18 protein-coding genes, 1 CRISPR repeat array and 1 riboswitch are annotated in these 19,126 nt (G+C 41.1%); of the genes, 11 read left to right on the forward strand and 7 right to left on the reverse strand.

The window, feature by feature from the left end:
* Positions 1-55 precede the first annotated feature (55 nt).
* Positions 56-457: direct repeats of the CRISPR family, unit length 37 nt; unit sequence CTTTCAATGGCTTCTTTGAAGTCGAATTAATGGAAAC.
* A gap of 236 nt (positions 458-693) precedes the next feature.
* Positions 694-2,127 (reverse strand): glycogen synthase GlgA, encoded by a 1,434-nt coding sequence (gene glgA, locus VB714_RS10870; protein WP_323223982.1) that lies wholly within the window; start codon positions 2,125-2,127, stop codon positions 694-696.
* Between the two features lie 259 nt (positions 2,128-2,386).
* Entirely contained in the window at positions 2,387-2,875 is a 489-nt protein-coding gene (locus tag VB714_RS10875) for an SET domain-containing protein (RefSeq protein ID WP_323223984.1), read from the reverse strand.
* Positions 2,876-3,072: 197 nt separating this feature from the next.
* Here VB714_RS10875 and VB714_RS10880 point away from each other — a divergent pair, with 197 nt between their 5' ends.
* The 7 genes from VB714_RS10880 to VB714_RS10910 all read left to right on the forward strand — a co-directional run bounded on the left by VB714_RS10880 (position 3,073) and on the right by VB714_RS10910 (position 10,306).
* Complete coding sequence (locus VB714_RS10880; RefSeq protein ID WP_323223986.1) at positions 3,073-4,419, forward strand: MATE family efflux transporter; 1,347 nt, start codon at positions 3,073-3,075, stop codon at positions 4,417-4,419.
* A 97-nt stretch (positions 4,420-4,516) separates the two neighbouring features.
* Positions 4,517-4,687, forward strand: coding sequence for a hypothetical protein (locus VB714_RS10885; protein ID WP_323223988.1), 171 nt, complete (start codon positions 4,517-4,519; stop codon positions 4,685-4,687).
* Positions 4,688-4,737: 50 nt separating this feature from the next.
* Positions 4,738-5,082: an adenosylmethionine decarboxylase gene (gene speD / locus VB714_RS10890; RefSeq protein ID WP_416309652.1), complete on the forward strand. Its 345-nt coding sequence runs from the start codon at positions 4,738-4,740 to the stop codon at positions 5,080-5,082.
* 148 nt (positions 5,083-5,230) lie between these two features.
* Positions 5,231-5,533 carry an urease subunit gamma gene (gene ureA / locus VB714_RS10895; protein WP_323223992.1) on the forward strand — a complete coding sequence of 101 codons (303 nt, stop codon included), beginning with the start codon at positions 5,231-5,233 and terminating at the stop codon, positions 5,531-5,533.
* Positions 5,534-5,560: 27 nt separating this feature from the next.
* Complete coding sequence (locus tag VB714_RS10900) at positions 5,561-6,235, forward strand: YdcF family protein (protein WP_323223994.1); 675 nt, start codon at positions 5,561-5,563, stop codon at positions 6,233-6,235.
* 25 nt (positions 6,236-6,260) lie between these two features.
* The gene (locus tag VB714_RS10905) at positions 6,261-7,211 is read left to right on the forward strand and encodes a hypothetical protein (RefSeq protein WP_323223997.1); all 951 of its coding nucleotides are present in this window, start codon (positions 6,261-6,263) and stop codon (positions 7,209-7,211) included.
* A 32-nt stretch (positions 7,212-7,243) separates the two neighbouring features.
* Positions 7,244-10,306: a UPF0182 family protein gene (locus VB714_RS10910; RefSeq protein WP_323223999.1), complete on the forward strand. Its 3,063-nt coding sequence runs from the start codon at positions 7,244-7,246 to the stop codon at positions 10,304-10,306.
* Positions 10,307-10,312: 6 nt separating this feature from the next.
* Here VB714_RS10910 and VB714_RS10915 read toward each other — a convergent pair whose 3' ends face one another.
* The 4 genes from VB714_RS10915 to VB714_RS10930 all read right to left on the reverse strand — a co-directional run bounded on the left by VB714_RS10915 (position 10,313) and on the right by VB714_RS10930 (position 15,094).
* A complete protein-coding gene (locus VB714_RS10915; RefSeq protein ID WP_323224001.1) occupies positions 10,313-10,900 on the reverse strand; it encodes a Uma2 family endonuclease in 588 nt (195 codons plus the stop codon).
* A gap of 44 nt (positions 10,901-10,944) precedes the next feature.
* Complete coding sequence (locus VB714_RS10920) at positions 10,945-13,011, reverse strand: prolyl oligopeptidase family serine peptidase (RefSeq protein ID WP_323224003.1); 2,067 nt, start codon at positions 13,009-13,011, stop codon at positions 10,945-10,947.
* Positions 13,012-13,093: 82 nt separating this feature from the next.
* On the reverse strand, positions 13,094-14,041 hold the full coding sequence (locus VB714_RS10925) for a DMT family transporter (protein ID WP_323224004.1): 948 nt from the start codon (positions 14,039-14,041) through the stop codon (positions 13,094-13,096).
* 123 nt (positions 14,042-14,164) lie between these two features.
* A complete protein-coding gene (locus VB714_RS10930; protein ID WP_323224006.1) occupies positions 14,165-15,094 on the reverse strand; it encodes an aspartate/glutamate racemase family protein in 930 nt (309 codons plus the stop codon).
* A 180-nt stretch (positions 15,095-15,274) separates the two neighbouring features.
* Here VB714_RS10930 and VB714_RS10935 point away from each other — a divergent pair, with 180 nt between their 5' ends.
* Both VB714_RS10935 and VB714_RS10940 read left to right on the forward strand, forming a co-directional pair.
* Positions 15,275-15,862, forward strand: a complete 588-nt coding sequence (locus VB714_RS10935; protein WP_323224008.1) for a Uma2 family endonuclease — start codon at positions 15,275-15,277, stop codon at positions 15,860-15,862.
* Between the two features lie 26 nt (positions 15,863-15,888).
* Positions 15,889-16,476: a Uma2 family endonuclease gene (locus VB714_RS10940; RefSeq protein WP_323224010.1), complete on the forward strand. Its 588-nt coding sequence runs from the start codon at positions 15,889-15,891 to the stop codon at positions 16,474-16,476.
* 13 nt (positions 16,477-16,489) lie between these two features.
* Here VB714_RS10940 and VB714_RS10945 read toward each other — a convergent pair whose 3' ends face one another.
* Complete coding sequence (locus tag VB714_RS10945; protein WP_323224012.1) at positions 16,490-17,095, reverse strand: hypothetical protein; 606 nt, start codon at positions 17,093-17,095, stop codon at positions 16,490-16,492.
* Positions 17,096-17,205: 110 nt separating this feature from the next.
* Positions 17,206-17,367: riboswitch (cobalamin riboswitch) on the forward strand.
* 20 nt (positions 17,368-17,387) lie between these two features.
* Between VB714_RS10945 and VB714_RS10950 the strand changes: the two genes are divergently transcribed.
* Both VB714_RS10950 and cobW read left to right on the forward strand, forming a co-directional pair.
* Entirely contained in the window at positions 17,388-18,056 is a 669-nt protein-coding gene (locus VB714_RS10950) for a HupE/UreJ family protein (protein ID WP_323224015.1), read from the forward strand.
* Between the two features lie 107 nt (positions 18,057-18,163).
* A partial coding sequence (gene cobW, locus VB714_RS10955) for a cobalamin biosynthesis protein CobW (RefSeq protein WP_323224018.1) occupies positions 18,164-19,126 on the forward strand: 963 nt, incomplete at its 3' end.

A 19,126-nucleotide genomic window follows, 5' to 3' on the forward strand; every position in this document is an offset into this window, starting at 1 on the left:
TGCTGCCAAATCTACTTCCAGAAACCTTATCTGGTGCTGGATTGTGCCTGGCGGTCTTTCAATGGCTTCTTTGAAGTCGAATTAATGGAAACTCTACATCGTAATAAGTCGAGAGACCCATAACGGAACTTTCAATGGCTTCTTTGAAGTCGAATTAATGGAAACAATCCTCGGTATATCCCTATGTAGCAGAAATCTGCAACTTTCAATGGCTTCTTTGAAGTCGAATTAATGGAAACCGACCCGCCCCAAGGGATGACTTGAGACTCGACAACTTTCAATGGCTTCTTTGAAGTCGAATTAATGGAAACAACCGCGTCCGCGTCTGCCCAGTGGCTTTCTGGTACTTTCAATGGCTTCTTTGAAGTCGAATTAATGGAAACTCTTTGTTAGGTTAGCGAATCCCAACAAAGACATATACTTTCAATGGCTTCTTTGAAGTCGAATTAATGGAAACCAAAAAGGGTGCAGTTTAGAACCGCACCCTTTTTGGTTTCCGAGAAACAGCCAAATCCACGACATAAAACCACATCCCGCGCTAGTTTTAAGACCAAATCCGCTTTGCTGAGAATATATTCTCATATCTTCCTGTAGGGACGTTGCATGCAACGTCCCTACAGGGTTTCAGGACAGGGTTTCAGGCGATCGGATGATGATAGTCTACGGTAACTGGATTTGGTATAATATCAAGTCTTAATAAGAGGGAGTCCCAGTCATCCCCATCCCGACTTTTGCTTCGGGAAGAGTTTGTTCAGTAGGAATCCCCAACATCTCCTGATACAGTTTGATATAGTCTCGGGCGGAATCATCCCAACTAAATCGCTGAGACATGGCTCGTTTTTGTAAGGTTTTCCACGTATCTGTATAACGATAGCCTTCCCATGTTCGTACCATACAGGTGAAGAAATCAAGGGGTTCATAGCGATCGAAGCAGTAACCCGTCCCTGCCCCATTAACGGGATCGTGATGAGTAACCGTATCGACTAATCCTCCCGTGCGGCGCACAATGGGAATAGAACCATAACGCATGGCCAGCATTTGGGCAATTCCGCAAGGTTCAAAGCGAGAGGGCATTAAAAAGGCATCGGTTCCCGCATAAATACGACGAGATAGCCCATCATTGTAGAGAATTTGTGCCGAAACCCGACGGTGATGGCGAGAGGACAAATGCCACATTTGGGTTTCGTAGTAGCGATCGCCGGTGCCCAAAAGCACAAATTGCGCGTCACTATAAGAAAGAAAGCGATCCATCACTTGCATGAGCAGATCGATGCCTTTTTGTTCCACTAAGCGCGTCACCATGCCAATGAGGAACTTACTGGGGTCGATTTCCAAACCCAATTCCTCTTGTAGGGCAATTTTATTTTCTTGGCGTTTCTCGATACTATCAGCGTTAAAATTCTCAACAATGTAGCGATCGGTTTCTGGGTTATAACGATCGATATCAATCCCGTTGAGAATTCCCCGTAACTTGCCACTGACAAAAGACATTAACCCATCCAGTTGTTCCCCATAAGCAGGAGTTTGAATTTGTTGGGCATAGGTGGGGGACACTGTGGTAACGCGATCGGCAAACTGAATGGCAGCAGACATGGTATTGTGACCCTGCATATACTCCGGACACCACGCAAATTGCTCTAGTTTCCAACGCCAGGGTCCTTGGTAGGCAATATTATGAATGGTGAAAACAGTTTTGATATCGGGGGTCTGGTGCATCCAGACGGGAATCATGCCGGTATGCCAATCATTACAGTGAATAATATCGGGTTTCCAATAATTCCAAGCAAATTCGGCGGCACCGTTGGCAAAGAAGGTAAAGCGCCACTCTTCGTCGTCTCCGTAGTAAATGCGGTTGGGATCGAAAGAAGGATGTCCGAAAAGATAGAGGGGAACATCGCCATCAAATATAGTTTCATAAACGGCAAATTTCTGAAACATGGCATTTCCCCACCACAGGGGTTTTTTGGGAATATCCAAGGTGTTATTGAGGAAACCATAGTAGGGCATGAAAATTCGCACGTCATGCCCCATCCTGCGTAAAATCTTGGGCAATACCCCAACTACATCCCCCATCCCCCCAACTTTGGCCAATGGCGCAACTTCGGCGGCAACGAATAAAATTTTCATGTTGCTTTTTTTTTAATTGTTCTTTGCTAATTGTTAATGGCAGTCTGTCAAGAGTCAACTATTTTAGTTATCGGGCATCAGTTATCAGTCCTCCAATTTTATCGCAAGACTGATAACTGGGTTTCTTTTCTCGTTTATAAAATCACTTAAAATTTATTATCGGCTCGATCGCAGTTATGTTTCTATCGTCCAAGTTAACTATCCCGATCCTGAATTGGTTATGTTAATGCGATCGCCAAATATATCTCAATCGCAATATCTAGGATAAATCATCAACACTCTCTAAAATTTCAATTAGTTTTTGAGACGATCGCAATAAGGATTCCTTATTTGATAAGCCAATTATTGGCTTGCCATTAATTTTAAATATTTCATGTGCATTTTCTTTGAGAAAATAACGATAATCCACAGTTAATTCTTCTCCTATTTCAATATCTTGGACGGCTATAAATATGCCACAATGATACAAAAGATTAGGGAAATCAGAATGATTGATATAATCTTCGAGATTTTTATGGTCGTAGTTGCCAATATAGTAAGAACCGATTAACTTGACAAAGATATCCCACTCTTCTGAGGTTGGATCGGGATGCTTTTCCAGATATGATTTTTCATCAATAATGAGATCGCCTGGATTGCTATTATAAATAATAACAATTTTACCTTTAGGTAAAAAATCCAAAGTAAACAAGCCTTGTCCAGCTTTAGCTATGGATGACGGGCGAACTTCACCACGAATACACAACATAATAAATACAAAAAAGAACACCAAGGATGCCAATATATTATTAAAATAGGGGTTTTGTCAAGAGTGCATCTCAGTTGTGCAAGAATACCTGAATCGTGGTAAGATGAACTGAAAATATTTGAAGACATAGAAACGAAGACATAGAAACAATTTCGTAAGGACTGTTTTTGCCAACATGATGTTTTTACAAATTTGAAATGCACCCAATAGAAAGTTCTCTTAAATTGGCAATCCCTTCAATTTTAACTCAATTTGCGGAAAAGGCGATCGGCTTTATCGATTTGGTTATGATGGGATGGTTGGGAAGTGAGGCATTAGCGGCAGGTGGATTAGGAGTAATTGCACTTTATATGTTTATTGATATTGGTACAGGTTTATGTGAAGGATTGGGCGCACTTACAGCAGAAGCCTTTGCTCGAGAAGATATTGAGGAAATTCGCAAACTGACAATTCAAGGACTTTGGCTCAATCTGTTTTTTTCTTTACCCATGATGGTTGTTTTATGGCATCTTGGTTCTATTTTACCTCTATTGGGACAAGAAGAAACGATTGCTCGCGGTGCCCAAATTTATTTACAAGCCATTGTTTGGGGACTTCCTTCTGCACTGGGTATTGTTATTTTAAAAGAAGTAGCAACGGCTTGCGATCGCCCTCAGTTTATTACCATTATTACAGCAATTTCTGTTCCGTTAAGTGCCTTAGCCAATTATGCTCTTATATTTGGTCATTGGGGCTTTCCAGCCTTGGGATTAGCAGGGGCAGGTTGGGCAAGTACGATAATATTTACTCTGACTTTTTTCACGATCTTAGGATATATGCAGTTTCACCCAGATTTTCAAAAATATCAACTTTTTAACTCGCTTTGGTATAGCGATCGCGATCTATTTGCAAAAATCATAAAAATTGGTGTTCCTCTTGCCATTGAATTTGGTGCAGAGTTAGGACTGTTTATATTAGCTGCATTTTTCATGGGCTATTTAGGAACAGCAAATTTAGCGGCTCATGAAATTACCCTCTCTGTTTTTGAATTGGCAACTGTTATTCCCTTTGGATTTTCCTATTCTACTACCGTTCGGGTTGGACAAAGACTCGGATTAAACAATATCGAAGGCATCAAAAATTCTTTATTAATTGACTTATTTTTGAACGCTATAGTAACAGGAATTCTCGCTGTTGCGATCTGGTTATTTTCCCCACAAATCATTTCGATTTATTTAGATAGCTCTAGCATCGACTACACTGAAATTGTTAATATTTCCATTTCTTTACTAGCAATTGCTGCATTTTGTCAAAGTATTTATGGCTTACATTTAATCGTAATCGGCGCATTACAAGGATTACAAGATACTTTGATTCCTATGTGGATAGATATTAGTATTTATTGGGGTATTGGCGTAGGAGGTATTTATTTTATGGCTATTATTTTAGATTTGGGAGCAAGGAGTATCTGGTTCGCATTAACACTGACAATGATAATCTCAACAGGAATTTTAATCTGGCGTTTTTTTCATATTCTCTCCCAAGAAAGTAGTAATATTTCTTAACTTGCTATAAATTAGGAGGTTGTGATAAAGTCAATACAAAGAAGAGCTTTGTAAAATTGCAACTTTCCAAACTGATAACCTCTTAGCAACAGATTCAATGACAATTCAGATTTCGGCATATCCCAGTCAAAAATACGTGGGTTTAACCGCATTTGCTCCTGAAGAAACGTTAAGATTTATTGCTGTAGTTAATGATATTTTTATCGTTTTATTTCAGCCTTCTGAATATAAAGAAAATTTTCTACTCCGATTTCTCGAATATCCTTAAAATCAGTATAATGATTTTGATCTGTTGGTAAAGGAGAATCAGTCAGAATGATCCAAAAAATGGGGACTCATTTAGTCGTGGAGGCTTGGCAAGCCCCCCAAGAATATCTTAACAACCCCGAACTAATTCGCCAGGCTTTACTGGCAGCAATTGAGGCTGGAGAAGCAACGCTTATTGATTTATGCGTTCATCAGTTTAGTCCGCACGGTGTTACAGCAACTGCAACTTTAGCAGAATCTCATATTGCCATTCATACTTGGCCCGAATATGGTTATTTTGCCGTAGATTTGTTCTTCTGTGGCGAAGGCAAACCCAAGCAAGCCATGAAAGTTTTGCAAACTCTCTTACAAGCACAAAAAATTGAGGTGCGCGAGTTCGATCGCGGTTTTCCTTAATTGACTTTGTGTTCTCCAATACCCATTCAGGCGATCGCGAAACTAGGTCGTTTTCTCGTATAATGAACTGACAATGAATTGGCGGTGTTTATTGATAATTGTTCATTCATAATTGATAATTAAAAAGTTATTCCTTATTTATTGAATTATGCAGCTTACCCCCCAAGAGAAAGTTAAACTCTTAATCTTTACGGCAGGTCTTCTCGCCGAACGACGCAAAGAAAAAGGACTCAAACTCAACTATCCTGAAGCTGTGGCTTATCTTTCTGCGGCAATCCTCGAAGGGGCTAGAGAGGGGCGTAGCGTCGCCGAACTGATGGAATATGGAACAACTCTACTCCATCGCGATGAGGTCATGGAGGGGATTCCAGAAATGCTTCCGGAAGTACAAGTTGAAGCGACTTTTCCCGATGGCACAAAATTAGTCACCGTACACAATCCCATTCGTTAATAATATAATAGGGACGGATATAAATCGATGAAATTTGGGAAACCATTGAAACGGCTGGGGCAAATTTTTCTGGGGTTGTTTCTGATTTGGCTGCTGGTTTTATCCTCACAGTTATATCTCGCTGCTTCTCATCCAGTAGAAGCCTTGCTAGTATTAGGGGGCAGCATTCGCCGGGAAATCTATGTCGCAGAACTCAGTAAAAGTTATCCCGATGCCAAGATTTTAATTTCCAATGGTTCTCGAGATCCGTGTATTTGGTTAATTTTCGATCGCGCGAATGCGTCAATGGAGAGTGTTTGCCTGGAGAAATGCGCGAAAGATACTTTTGGTAACTTTTATTACACGACCCCCATTTTAAAGGATTGGGGGGTCAAACATATTAAACTGATTACCTCCAAGACTCATCTACCGCGATCGCTTTGGATGGCACGCATCCATCTAGGGGTTCACAAAATTTGGGTAGACTTGGATATTGCAACAGAAACAGGAGTTCCAGGAAATCGGGAGTTTTGGCTCAAAACTATTCTTGATGTTACCCGCAGTTTGGCTTGGGCGCTCATTAGCCCGGTTGTCCCCTCTCCTCAGTGCGATCGCGTTCTGCCCTTAAAGTCAGTGGATCTGCAAGCATGGCTAAAAATGGGGTTCAAATGCGAACATCAGGCAAAATTAGATAAAATGATTCAACAACTTCAAGAACAATGATAATTGTTCATTAATCATTAAAAATATGAATAAACCTGTCAACAAACTTGCTATATTTACAAATTTACTAACAGGGCAGAATATTATTTTTGCCGGTCTTCTTTGGTCGGCGTTCACTATTTTCTTTTTCCTCTCTTTTAGTATTACACTTCCTGGAGAAGACAGTCCTCTGTGGTATTCATTAGGAACTTATCTTCTGGAAACGATCCCTTATGCTTTGGCTGCATGGTTGTGCTACCGTAACTGGAAAAGCCCCCAAATTGCAAGCGGGCGAGAAGTATGGCTCTTTATTGGTTTGGGACTTGCCTCCTATTTTATTGCGAATTTTTTATTCGGAATTTGGGAACTCTATTTTGGCTTAGATCCAGAAATTTCTCCTGCGGATTTATTCTATGTGGGTTTTACAATTTGTGTGGGTTGGGGGATGGTGTTGGCCGTTTTGCCGAGGCGTTTAAACCTAGAACTAAAACAATGGGGAATTATCGCCATCATTGCGATCGTGGGAACCGCTTTTGCGCTGTGGTTAAATGCAGCAACAGCAGATGATACTGAGGTGGAAGAAATGGGAACTGGGGCGGCGATCGAACAGGTGGAAGTGGAAGTAGAAAAGGATGCTTATGAAGGACTTCCTGGGATAATCGTTGCCACCGATCGCTTTTTGGAGGTATTCGCCAAACCGATGAATTTATTCTACGCGGTTGCCGATGTCGCTCTGATGATCGTTGCCTCTACCCTACTATTAGCATTTTGGGGAGGGCGTTTTTCTCAATCGTGGCGAATGATTGCGGCGGCGGTGCTGGCCAAGTATATTGCAGATATGTGGTTAAAGTATGTCACAACTTTACCTGGACAATATGAAAGTGGTGGTTTAATGGAAGTCTTTTATGTTTTTGCGGGGGTCTTGTTCGCCCTGGGGACGGCTTTGGAATATGATGTTTCTACAAGTCGTCGAAGACGCAGAAGAGGCGTGATGTAATTTATTGAGCGATCGGCGATCGGCGACCAAATATGAGCAAGCAAATTCAATTATTTTTTAAAATCATCCTCTGTCTGTTGGGCGCGTGGTTGCTATTCGATATCGTTGCTCATTTCATTGTTGAAGTGCTTTGGTTTAACGAACTGAACTATCTTCGCGCTTTTCTGGTTCGGTTTCAAGCTCAAGCTAGTTTGTGGGCGATCGCCACGGGTACTTCGTCGATTTTTTTATTGGCCAATTTGCGCCTCGCCCACAAGCTGAAACATCCGCCCCCTCCCGATAGTATCGATCGCCGTCAGCGCAAGCGCCAGAAAATAGCATCTTCTCTTTCTCTCTCTCTGACAGAATCAATTGTGCAAAGTCGCCAAAAGGCGATCGTCCCCCATACTTCTCCTCCTATTCCCGAAAGGGCTGCCCTGTCTTTAAACTGGCTCTTTTTATCGGTACTGAGTTTGGGCAGTTTAGCGGGCTTAATTGTCCTTCACTATAGCAAGATTGCCCTCAATTATTGGCAGCCCAATTTCACCCTAGCAAAAGTTACCCCGCCTTTACCGCCCCCTTTCGATCTCACTGCTGTCGGAAAGATTCTCAGTGAAAGTCTGGGTCAAGGCTGGGGCATTCATCTACAATGGATTGTTATCGCTGCCTCGGTACTCTTGTTTTTATTTGCCGATAGCTTTTATAGTGTTGCGATCGCCGTCCTTCTCAGTCTTCTTTTTGGCTTCACCCTTGCTGGGAATTGGACGAGAATCCTTGAATTTTTCGCCGCAACCCCCTTTAACCATCAAGATCCGCTTTATCATTTCGATGTTAGTTTTTATCTCTTTCGCTTGCCCTTTTGGGAACTCCTCTATTTTTGGTTAGGTGGATTATTTCTCTACGGTTGGGCGGCTTGCTCCCTCACTTATTTTCTGTCTGGAGATAGTCTCTCTCAAGGTCGTTTCCCTGGATTTTCCCAGCAACAATTACGCCACATTGATATCTTGGGGGGGTTAGTCATGCTGTCCCTTGTCTTCTATCACGCCCTCTCCGTTATCAAATTAGTTTATTCTACTCGCGGTGTAACCTATGGTGCCAGTTATACGGATCTCCACGTGCAACTCCCCGTAGAAGTTATTTCCGGTCTAGTTGCGGGGGCGATCGCCGTCTGGTTATTTTATCGCGGTATTTATCATCTCCAACGCGATCGCAGACATACTAAAATACGTCATCCTCTCACGGTCATTTTGCTAGTTCTTTACCTCGTCATTTTCGTTTCTGGAGAAATAGCTGGAAATGCGATCCAGTCCCTTAATGTACAGCCAAACGAACTAGAAAGAGAAACCCCTTACCTACAACGGAATATTGCCGAAACTCGTGCCGCATTTGCCCTCGATCGCGTCGATGCGAGAACTTTCGATCCTCAAGATAATCTCAGTCTGGAAACATTACAAAACAATCATTTAACCCTCGAAAATATTCGCCTCTGGGATACTCGTCCCCTCCTGGAAGCCAACCGCCAATTACAAGAAATTCGCCTTTATTATAGCTTTCAAGATGCCGATATCGATCGCTATAATATGCAAATTCGCCAGAAAGATCTTCCTCAAAAACAATTAACGCAAAAACAACAAGTTTTGATTTCTGCTCGAGAATTAGACTATAAACAAGTCCCAGAAGTTGCTAAAACTTGGGTGAATAAGCATCTCGTTTATACTCACGGTTACGGCTTTACATTGTCTCCGGTTAACAAAGTAGCGAAAGGGGGTTTACCTGTCTATTTTGTCCAAGATATCGCCACCAAAGAAGAAGGAGGAACCCTTCGTTTAGCGGATGAAATCATTCGGGGAAGTATTCCCATTGGTAAACCGAGAATTTACTTTGGAGAATTGAGCGATACTTATATTATGACCTCAACAAGAGTACAGGAACTAGATTTTCCTAGCGGTCAAGATAATGCTCAAAATACTTATGATGGGATTGCCGGAATTTCCTTGAGTTCCTTCTGGAAGCGTTTGATTTTTGCGGAATATCTTAAAGATTGGCAAATGCTATTTACGCAAAATTTCACCCCAGACACCAAAGTTCTTTTTCGCCGCAATATTAATCGTAGAATCCGTACAATTGCTCCATTTTTACGTTACGATAGCGATCCTTATTTAGTCAATGCCGACACTCGAGAGCCTGAATCTGCAAGAGTTGGAAACTATTTATATTGGATCGTTGATGCCTATACAACCAGCGATCGCTATCCCTATTCCGACCCAGGAAAACGAGAATTTAATTATATTCGCAACCCAGTTAAAGTTGTCATTGATGCCTATAACGGGAGGGTTAATTTTTACATTTCCAACCCCGACGATCCGATTATTCAAACATGGCAAAAAATCCTCCCGGATCTCTTCAAATCTCTTGAAGAAATGCCAGCCAGTTTACTCGAACATATTCGCTATCCAACGGACTTTTTTAGTATTCAATCCGAACAGCTTTTAACCTACCACATGACAGATATTAAAGTATTTTATAATCGCGAGGATCAATGGCAAATTCCTCAAGAAATTTATGGGGAAGAATTACTACCCGTACAACCCTATCATTTAATTATGCGTTTACCCGAGGAAGAAGAAGAAGAGTTTATTTTACTTCATCCTTATTCTCCTCGGGCCCGTCCTAATTTAATTGCTTGGTTGGCAGCGCGTTCTGATGGCGATCGCTATGGTAAATTATTATTATATCAGTTCCCCAAACAAAAGTTAGTATTTGGTGTCAGTCAAATTGAGGCTTTAATTAACCAAGATCCAACAATTTCTCAGCAAATTTCTCTTTGGAATACCCAAGGATCCCGTGTTAGTCAAGGGAACTTATTGGTGATTCCCATTGAAAATTCCCTTTTGTATATTGAACCTTTATATTTAGAAGCAGAACAAAACAGCGTTCCCACTTTAGCGCGAGTTATTGCTGTCTATGAAAATACAATTGTGATGGCAAATACCCTAGATTTGGCTTTTCAGGAACTCTTTAAACCGCGATCGCCAGAAGAAACAAACGAAGCCATTATTCGATCGTTAGATGAATTGAACGAACGCTTATTAGAAGGAATTACACCTGAAAATTGAGAGAAATTATTTTATCTCATCTCGAAATTGTCTCAGCGATCGCCGATGATTTTCCATTGCGATACAGCTTTGGAATAAGTTAACATCCAAGTGCGGTAAAAGTTGCGATTGAGAGATTGCTTCATAACCCTCATTCTGCAAGCTATACAATAATAAGCGATCGCCGATCCAAAACCAAACTTCAGGAATATTCAACCGTTTATAAGCCTCCAGTTTATCAATTCCCCCACTGGTGACAACAACTTCAATGACTAGATCGGGTTGTTCTCGATCGGGTCCCAGTTCATAAGATTTATCTCCTTCTCGTTTAACTTGTCCCGACTCACTTTCTAAAGTCATCGATCCTGTTGGTGTAAAATCTAAACCCAAGGATTCTAGATAAATCTCTAATAAAGCACCGATACGTTCTTTGATCGTTTCATGTCTTTTGCTGGGCATTTTGTGAATCTCCAAGACTCCATCTAAAAAGGACAGTCGAACCCCAGGGCGATCGATAAGTTGTTCGACTGCTTTAAATTCTCGCCAAGTCAATTCCGCGATTAAAATGGGTTCAAAACTGGCTTCTGTTTGGCGATCGGGGAGAGTAGCAATCATGGCTAAAATGGTACATGGATCGTTAAATCAATTATAATCAATCTCTATTCTTTCTGTAAAATTGACTTTAAAAATGCCCAGCGATCGCTGATTTCTTCAATGATTTTAGTGGTAGGTTTTCCGGCACCATGTCCCGCTTTAGTTTCAATACGAATCAACACTGGGCGATCGCCAATATGGGATGCTTGCAAAGCGGCCGCAAATTTGAAACTATGGGCAGGAACCACGCGATCGTCGCGATCGGCAGTAGTAATTAAAGTGGCAGGATAATTCGTTCCTGGTTTTAAATTGTGTAGGGGAGAATAGGCATATAATGCTTTAAATTCTTCCTCATTTTCTGGCGAACCATAATCGGAACACCATGCCCAACCAATGGTAAATTCGGGAAAGCGTAACATATCCATTACTCCTACTGCGGGTAATGCTGCTGCAAATAAATCGGGTCGCTGAGTCATGCAGGCACCTACCAATAAACCCCCATTACTGCCTCCACCAATAGCGAGTTTTTCTGTTGAGGTATATTGATGAGAAATGAGCCATTCTGCAGCAGCAATAAAGTCATCAAAAACATTTTGTTTGTTTAATTTCATTCCTGCTTGATGCCATTCTTCTCCATATTCGCCCCCTCCACGCAAGTTAGGCATTGCATAAATTCCCCCCATCTCCATCCAGATCAAATTAGCAATAGAAAAACTAGGAGTGAGAGAAACATTAAAACCGCCATAACCATACAAATAGGTAGGATTATTTTTATCTTGTTTTATTCCTTTTTTGTAAGTTAAGAACATGGGGATTTTTGTGCCATCTTTACTGGGGTAAAAAACTTGTTCGACCACATATTCATCGGAATTAAAATCAACTTTGGGCTTACGAAATAGCGTGCTTTTTCCTGTTACGATATCGTAATGATAGATTGTTGTGGGTGTTGTAAAACTGGTGAAAGCATAAAAGGTTTCTGTGTCCTCTCTTTTCCCCATAAAGCCTCTTGTTGAACCAATTCCGGGTAATTCAACCTCGCGGATAAATTGTCCCTCAAGGGTGAAAATTTTAATGGCTGTATAAGCGTCTTGAAGATAGTTGAGAATAAAGCGATCGCCTAAAACTCCAACAGATTGTAAAGTTTCCGAACTTTCAGGAATAATTTCTCGCCAATTCTTCTTTTCTGGATCGTTAATATCGATCGCAATTAAACGACCTCGAGGGGCATCAAGATCGGTACTCAACCAGAAAATAGAACTGTCATTATCAACAAAATTGTAATTCGCTTCAAACTCAGAAATAAGTTCGATAACTTCTCCTTCTGGGTCTTCTAAATCCTTGTAAAAAATTAAATTGCGCGGATCTGTACCCAAGCGAATATGAATAATTAAATAACGACCATCTTCTGTGACATCGGCACTAAATCCCCATTCTTTGCGATCGGGACGATGATAGATAAGAGTGTCTTCTGATTGTTCTGTTCCGAGACGATGATAGTAGAGTTTTTGGAAATAATTAATATCCTCAAATTTTGTTTTTTCGTTGGGTTCATCATAGCGACTATAAAAGAATCCTTGGGAATCATTTGTCCACCACGCACCGGAAAATTTGACCCATTTGAGAAGATCGGGTAAATCTTCTTGGGTTGCAATATTTTTGACTTTCCATTCTTGCCAATCCGATCCCGATCGCGAGATACTATAGGCAGCAAATTCTCCATTTTCACTGATGGAAAGACCTGATAAAGCAACGGTGCCATCTTCAGAAAATTGATTGGGATCGAGTAAGATTTCTGGTTCGTCTTCTAGGTTTTTTAAGGTGTAGATAACATTTTGATTTTGCAAGCCATCATTTTTAGCATAAAAATAGCGATCGCCTTTTTTCCAAGGGCTGCTATATTTTTCATAATTCCAGAGTTGTGTGACTCGATCTTTGATTTTTTCTCGTCCAGGAATATTTTTTAAATACGGTAAAGTTACTTTATTTTGTGCTTCAATCCATGCTTGAGTTTCTTCTGTATTCGGGTCTTCTAACCAGCGATAAGGGTCTTTGACTTCAATGCCGTGATAGACATCAATTTGGTCATCTTGACGAGTAACAGGATAGGAAAAAGATTGATTACAGTCGGTCATAGTGAAAGAGAAAATAAGAAGGGGTTGTTTGTTTCATGTAGGCTCGTCTAATAACGATGATAATCGAGATATAATGGGGGATTTATTCGCTAATCTCTGGATTTGGACTAGATACAGCAACATAAACCCCAAAAATCACGATCGCAAAGCCTATCCATTCTACAATACTCAATTTTTCCGCAAAAAAAACCCACGCTTGTAGAGAACTTCCGAAAGGTTCTAGTAGATAGGCGACTGCTATAATGCTGGATGAAAAGATTTTGAGAATATTGGTTAGCATTCCATGACCGATAACAAAAACAAGAACGAGAAAGAAAACTGCCCACCATCCCGACCAAGAGTAAGGAATAATACGATCTCCTTTTAGCAAAAGAATGGGTAGTAATAAGAAAATACAAAATAAGCAACGCCAAAAAAGAATATTGCTAACGCTTAGATGCACGCGCAGTTGTTCTACTATTAATAAATACCCACCGAAGAATATTGATGACAATAGAGCGAAAAGATCGCCTTGCAATTGAATTGTAGCCATCTGCATATCGCTAATTCCAATGGCGATCGAACCACCAATGGCGATCGCCATACCCATGAGAAATTGACGATCAAAACTTCGCTTTAAAAATAACCAAGCGAATAGAGTTGTAAATAATGGAGTTAAACTGTGCATTAGTGAAGAGATACCAATCTTTGTTTGCACGAGAGACCATGCCCAAAATATTTGATTGGCAGTCGAACACATTCCCGCACCGAGAAGAAGTAATAATATTCTTAGAGAGTAAATTTTATAATTTGTTGGGCGATCGCTCATTTTTTCTGCTCGGATAAAATCCCAACTATTTCCCACTCCAAAAACAAGTGTTGCAAATAAAAAACGCATAAATACCGTCGCGATCGGGCTTATTTCTTGTTCACTCCATCTCACACCAATAGGAGCCGTAGATAGAATCAAGCAAGCAACGATCAAATAAAATAAGGCAAGAAAATTAGCTTGGGTGATAGATTTTTGTTGCACATCCAATTGGTCTATCATGGCAAAATTTGTATTTTTAGATACTAGAGCAAAATAGAACTAATTAACTATTTTCATGCCATTGTATGATATTGTGACAATTTTAATAAAAATCTTTATTTTGGGTTAACACTTCACTGTTCTCTATAACTTTTTAGGCTGATTTTCTTTTATTGTTCTCTGTAAAGCTAAATTTACTGGATCGATTACGTTCAAAGAATTTATCATTTTAATCATTTCTCGATCGCCATCTTCTTTAATCCATTGAAGTAAATAAGCGATCTCTGTGCATCCTGCAATAATGCAATCAATATTCCCTTGATTTGATAATAATTTGGGTAGCAATTGTTTTCCCAATTTACAGGCCAGTTCTCGATTGAGTGCTTTCACTCCACCATAAATACAATCCATCAAAGCATTTTGTAATAATTGATTCGGTTCGCTGTAAGCAATCCCTCTACTTTCTAAAGGTTGAGAATAGACTTTTCCTAAACGGACTCCCTCGGTGCCTAAAATAAGAGGATAGCGTAAATTTTGTTCTTGTAAATATTGGCAAGTAGACTCAACCAAAGAATAATGTTTTAATTGTTGAGCGATAGTGGGAGAATGTTCTTTAAGTTGTTTCCAGACTCGATGTAAAAAATAATGAGCGCTATTGCATAAAACGATTATTTCTATCGGTTGATGTGGAGAACTGACCATCTTAACTGCCCTCTCAATTGCTATTTTTAAGAGCATTATAAGTTCGCACTTAAGAGCAATACTGTTTTGTTGAATGGGAATTGTTCGATCCGGAAGAAAACAGGCTTGAAATAAAATAATTTCTCTGGAATCGCCACATAAAGCAATTGCTTGCTTAAATCCTTCCAAACCTGCGATCGGTCCCATCCCACCCAATAAAACTAAGGGTAATCCTTGGGTTTGTTGGGGTCGAAGAATTAACACTTCTGTTGGATAATCTCGATCGCTAATAATTCTATCTTGTTGTTGTCGATCGCGAGCAATCGCTTCCAGTTTTTGGTGATAATTTCTAAGAATGCTAGAGGCTTGTCTCTCATTATGAAACAAATACATTTTTTTGCTTGAAGATAAGGATAAAGAGATATAGGCACTGCTTACTATTCCCTCACTAACTACTCATCATTATAGCGCTATTGTTATGATTGGCAAAGTAGCGATAGTTGCACTAGGGCTATTTCATTCTACAAAAAAGAATAATATAATAGCAGTGACCCTTTCAATTATTCCAAAGCCATGACGATAGCAACCCAAAAACTGATTCTCAAAGAATATCTCAACTATGACGATGGCACAGACACTCGCTATGAATTAGTTAATGGAGAATTAGTAGAAATGGCACTTCCTAGCGGGAGACACGGGGCGATCGCAAAGTTCCTAGAAAGAATGTATGATACAGAAAATGACCGCTTATCAAGAGAATGGATTACACTTCGAGGGGAAGTTGGTGTTCAATCTCCTCGAGGCGATCGCACTGATACAGTTCGCATTCCCGATGTTACAATAATTCATCAAGAGCAATGGCAAGATTTGCAAGATCGAGAAGCCGTTATTCGCTTAAATGAAACCCCGCCTTTTTTAGTGGTTGAAATTGTCAGTCCTTCGACGAAAAGTACCGATCGCCGCGCTAAACGTGCCGAATACAGCGTCTTAAATATTCCTGAATATTGGATTGTCGATCCCCTTGAATCGCGAGTAACGATTTGTTCTTTAGTAGAAGGATTATACGATGCAGAAGAATTTGCAGGAGGCGATCGCATTATTTCCCCAACTTTTCCCGAACTCATTCTAACTGCCGCACAAATTTTACAAGGTAATCTTTAAGAGTAAATTTATCTTATTTCAAAATCATGATAATAGCAACCCAAAAACTGATTCTTAAAGAATATCTCAACTATGACGATGGCACAGACACTCGCTATGAATTAGTTAATGGAGAATTAGTAGAAATGGCGCTTCCTAGTGGACGACACGGCGAAATTGCTGATTTTTTAAACTTTCAATTTCGTCGAGAAATAGAAAGACTCGATCGCCACTGGGTTTCTAAGCAAATGGCGATTGGGGTTCAATCTCCTCGAGGCGATCGCACTGATACTGTTCGCATTCCTGATGTTACAATCATTCATCAAGAACAATGGCAAGATTTGCAAGATCGAGAAGCAGTTATTCGCTTAAATGAAACCCCGCCTTTTTTAGTGGTTGAAATTGTCAGTCCTTCGACAAAAAGCACCGATCGCCGCGCCAAACGTGCCGAATATAGCGTCTTGAATATTCCTGAATATTGGATTGTCGATCCCCTTGAATCGCGAGTAACGATTTGTTCTTTAGTAGAGGGATTATACGATGCAGAAGAATTTGCAGGAGGCGATCGCATTATTTCCCCAACTTTTCCCGAACTCATTCTAACTGCTGAACAAGTTTTGCAAAGCGCTAGTTAAGAAACTTTATTTTTTATTGACCTAATTCTCTCAGCATTTTTGGTAAATCTTCTTTGAGAAATACAGTCATTTGTCCGCTATGAGAACTGCTATCTTCATTTTTAGTTAACTCTATCCAATAAGCAAAGCGAATTCCCAAACGCAATTCTCCTTCTCTTCCTCCCAAACCAGGCAAATTTAAGCGTCGAGACATTTCCAAAGTGTCCGCAGAGGGATAAATGCGAACAATTTGTGCATTTTGATAATCCGTATAAATATCCAACCCATAAATAACTCGCAAGGCTTCTTCTAACCTCGGTAGAGAAACCCCATTAATTAAATCGTAAAGGGAAAAATTTTCACTGCGAATAATTCCAGGATTTCCTAAGAAACTAATGCGACCTGGTGGCAAAACAGAAGCGCGAAACTCGAAACGTTGGGCTGCGGTGTCAGTGCGTCGTACTGTTAAACCATCACCGCTATCTGAAGGCTGCAACGTCGGATTTCCGGCGATCCAAGCCGCTACAGTTTCCGTGCGCTGACCGGGTAAACTCCAAGCAGGAGAGGCGATCGCGCCAAAAACTAAACCAAAGCATCCCAGTGTAGATAAATAGCGTAAGCAAAAAGAGCGAGCATTCATAAGTATTAATTGGTAAGAGTGAATGGTGAATGGGTGAAAATTCCTCCTTTCCCCAAAGAATGAAAAAATATATTTCTCAACATTAATTATGCAGCGATCGCAACGTGCTAAGTTGATAGGGCTAAGTTGGTTCTGATGGGGAACAGCCATTAGGCGCGAGGGGGAAAGACCAGTGCAAGTCTGGTACTGTCCCGCAACTGTGATGAAACTGAGTCCTTAAATCAAGGTAAAGTTTCTCAGTCAGGATACCCGCCAACTTAAGAAAAAATAACGCATTTGCGAGGTACAGATCGTGTTTGAAGCAATTTTGACAAAATTCAAGAAATCACCGTCCATCGGGCGAATTTCGCTAATTGGTAGCGCGATCGCCCTCTTTCTCCTGGCTGCAAAACCCGCGATCGCCCATCACCCATTTGGTGGCAATACTCCCCAAAATTTCTTAGAAGGAATTTTATCCGGTATGGGACACCCAGTCATTGGTCCCGATCATTTTGCCTTTGTAGTGGCGATCGGCTTATTGGCAGCCTTAAAAGGAAAACAAGGCATTTTTCTCCCCATTGCCTTTATTTTAGCAACCTTGGCAGGAACAGGACTTCATCTCCTGGCGATCGATCTTCCTGCACCAGAATTGATTATCTCCGCTTCAGTGTTAGCTTTTGGTGTGTTACTCTCCCTGAAAAACAGTCCAAATCTTGCTTGGCTTTCCGGAAGTGCTGCGATCGCCGGACTCTTTCACGGTTATGCTTATGGAGAGGCGATCGTGGGAGCCGAAATGACCCCCTTAATTGCCTATTTAGCTGGATTTGCCCTCATTCAACTGGCGATTGCCCTTGCTGCCTTTAAAATTGCCCGCTTAACCCTCAAAAAAATCGCCGACCAACCCTCTCTTCCCTTACGCTTTGCCGGATTTACCATTTCTGGCATTGGTGTAGCCTTCCTCTCTTCAGCCATTTTAGGGTAGTCCCCAGCAAACCAATTAATTAATGCCGTTACTGCGATCGCCTTCTCCGAGATCGAGTACGGCATTCCTCTTTTTAACCCTTTTAGAAATCATCCCCACCGAAAACCATGCACAAAATACCCGTTACCGTAATTACCGGCTTTCTTGGAGCCGGAAAAACAACATTAGTTCGCAATTTGCTGCAAAATAATCAAGGGCGCAGAATCGCCGTTCTCGTCAATGAATTTGGAGAAGTCGGCATTGATGGAGATTTACTGCGTTCCTGCCAAATTTGCGACGAAGACGAAACCCCCGATGCCAATATTGTCGAACTGACCAACGGTTGCCTCTGTTGTACCGTTCAAGAAGAATTTTATCCCACCATGCAGGAACTCCTGAAACGTCGGGATAAAATTGATTGTATTCTCGTGGAAACCTCCGGCCTCGCATTACCCAAACCCCTCGTACAAGCCTTTCGCTGGCACGAAATCCGCAATGGTGCAACAGTGGATGGAGTGATTACCGTGGTCGATTGTCGGGCATTGGCATTAGGGACCTTAGTGGGGGATTTAGATGCCTTAGAAGCCCAGAGACAAGCCGATCCGAACCTCGAACACGAAACCCCCATCGAAGAATTATTTGAGGATCAATTGGCCTGTGCAGATTTAGTGTTATTAACCAAAACCGATCTTGTGGATGAAGCCGAGTTAGCAAAAGTACAAAACTGGCTGCAAAAAGAAGTCCCTGCGGGAGTCAAAATCGTTCCTTGTCGGGATGGAGAAATAACTGCCGAAGTCCTGTTAGGGTTTAATGCAGCCGTAGAAGACGATCTAGAGAATCGTCCCAGTCATCACGACCACGAGGAAGAACACGATCACGACGATGAAATCAACTCCGTTCAAGTAATCTGCGATCGCGCTTTCGACCCAAAAAACCTCACAGAAACCCTGCAAAAAATGGTGCAGGAACAAGAAATCTATCGCATCAAAGGCTTCGTCAGTGTCCCCGATAAACCCATGCGAATGGTTTTGCAGGGAGTAGGAAACCGTTTTGATTCCTTCTACGATCGCCTCTGGTCAACCGAAGAAACC

Origin of the sequence: Spirulina sp. 06S082 (assembly GCF_034932145.1) — a bacterium.
Classification (GTDB): Bacteria; Cyanobacteriota; Cyanobacteriia; order Cyanobacteriales; family Spirulinaceae; genus CCY15215.